The sequence below is a fragment of the Nocardia brevicatena NBRC 12119 genome, from assembly GCF_000308495.1.
Lineage (GTDB): Bacteria > Actinomycetota > Actinomycetes > Mycobacteriales > Mycobacteriaceae > Nocardia > Nocardia brevicatena.
In genome coordinates this window covers 1-1784 of the sequence record NZ_BAFU01000195.1, presented here as the reverse complement: position 1 = coordinate 1784, position 1784 = coordinate 1, and the positions used below count along the sequence as shown (strand labels likewise).

Here is a 1784-nt window from a genome sequence, read left to right as displayed (position 1 = left end):
ACTATATATTCCATAGTGGAATGAAGGTTGTAGGAAACGACCCTGCCCCTACCTGGGGTTCCGGTAGCAACGGTGGGTTCCGGTAGTAACAAGGCGAAGCCAATGGATATGCAGTGCCGCTGGGTGAAGCAGGCACAGTCGAAGGCCTGGAGGAGTTGAGCATGCTCGCGGCGGCATTCTCCTCGGGAGATACGGCATATCCGACCGGTTTTCGTCGGATACTGAGGCGATCCGGTGTTCCTTCGAGATACAGAGACGTGCATGCGAGGGCTTGCGACCGTAACGCGTGCGCTGATGTGCGCCGCCGCCGTCACCGCGTGGATCCAGCCGGCGGTCGCCCACGCCGAGCCGCCGGCCGTTCCGAGCGCCGCGGCCGCTCGCGCCATGCTGGAGGGGCTCACGGTGGCCGCAGAGGGGCCCATGCGCGGCTACTCACGGGAGGCGTTCCCGCACTGGAACACCTCTGGTGAATGCACCACCCGGGAGACGGTGTTGCGGCGCGACGGCACCGGGGTGGTGGTCGACGCGCAATGCCGGCCCACCGCCGGTCGGTGGCATTCGTCCTACGACGACCGGACGGTGGCCGATCCTTCCGGTACAGACAACACGTCGTTCCGCTGGCCGAGGCATGGCGCTCCGGCGCCAACGAGTGGAGCCCTGAGCAGCGTGAGCGGTTCGCCAACGACCTGGACCATCCACAGCTGATCGCGGTCACCGCCTCATCGAACCGGGCCAAGGGCGATCAGGACCCCAGCCGATGGCTCCCACCGAACCCGGCATACCGCTGCGCCTACGCGCAGATGTGGGTCGCGGTGAAGTCGACGTGGAAGCTGACCCTCCAGCAGGCCGAGAAGGATACGCTTGCCCACGTCTTGCACGGCTGCTGAGCGGGACCCCTGTTCTGCCCCTGGTTTGATCCACAATCGAACGGAATGAATACGCTTTCGAGCTGGGGTTATTTATCTTTCCGGCTGTGGCCCGTTTGCTTGGTATGACGCTTTCCTGGGTCCACGTGCTGTGGACCGTCGGCCCGCTATGGGTCACGCTGTGTGTAGTGCTGAGCGGGATCTGGCTGAGCATCGTCGGATGTGTGCGCCGCTATCAACGTCATGTCGAGACACGGATGATCCTGCGGGAAGCCCACGACGGCAGCAGAGCCGTGTATATGTCTCGACGAGGGATGTCGCTGTCGGCCTGCATCATCGAGGTTTCCGCCGGTCGGGACTCGTACGCCGGCCCGCGGGCGTTGCCGTCGGGGACAGAGATGCGGGTGATATGAGGTTTCGCCGCGCCAAGTCCGGGGTCGAGGAAGATCGGTACAGCGGTTAGCGGTAGCAATGATCTTGTCCGATAGGGGAACCTTCAACGGACAGGCGGGAGGACCTTCGTCTGGATGTGCTGAACAGGCGATATGCCGTCTCATTAAGGGCGCCCGCTGATCTGTCCGCTGAGGGGAGGACTACCGTACGCTTCCCGTGTGACCGCAACCATCATCGGCTACGCTCGCTGCTCTACCGACGAGCAGGGCCTTACTGCTCAGCGACGGATCCTGTGCGGTCGACGATGGCCGAAAGAAGAACTGGTCTCGCTCAGCGAAGAATGGGAAGTCGGCCCCGCCCCGCGCGAGGACGAGGGCGAGTTCTACCTCGACGAGAACGAACTCACGGCCCGCTACCCCGACGAATGGGCCGACGACGAAGAGGACGAGTAGGGGGTAGAGCCTCATCCGCCGGCAATCCGGCGCTACGGCTTGCTACTCGTCCTCCTCGTCGTCGTTCGGAGGG

Annotated in this window: 3 protein-coding genes; all 3 read left to right on the top strand. The window is 63.8% G+C overall.

Translation table 11 applies throughout. The features are described 5' to 3' along the window. Nucleotides 1-551: 551 nt before the first annotated feature. The 3 genes from ON20_RS38120 to ON20_RS38115 all read left to right on the top strand — a co-directional run bounded on the left by ON20_RS38120 (nt 552) and on the right by ON20_RS38115 (nt 1711). Complete coding sequence (locus tag ON20_RS38120) at nt 552-887, top strand: HNH endonuclease family protein (RefSeq protein WP_218002618.1); 336 nt, start codon at nt 552-554, stop codon at nt 885-887. A gap of 86 nt (nt 888-973) precedes the next feature. Further along, nucleotides 974-1279 carry a hypothetical protein gene (locus ON20_RS25955; protein WP_169332377.1) on the top strand — a complete coding sequence of 102 codons (306 nt, stop codon included), beginning with the start codon at nt 974-976 and terminating at the stop codon, nt 1277-1279. A gap of 198 nt (nt 1280-1477) precedes the next feature. Next, a complete protein-coding gene (locus ON20_RS38115) occupies nt 1478-1711 on the top strand; it encodes a hypothetical protein (RefSeq protein WP_040839695.1) in 234 nt (77 codons plus the stop codon). Nucleotides 1712-1784: the final 73 nt, after the last annotated feature.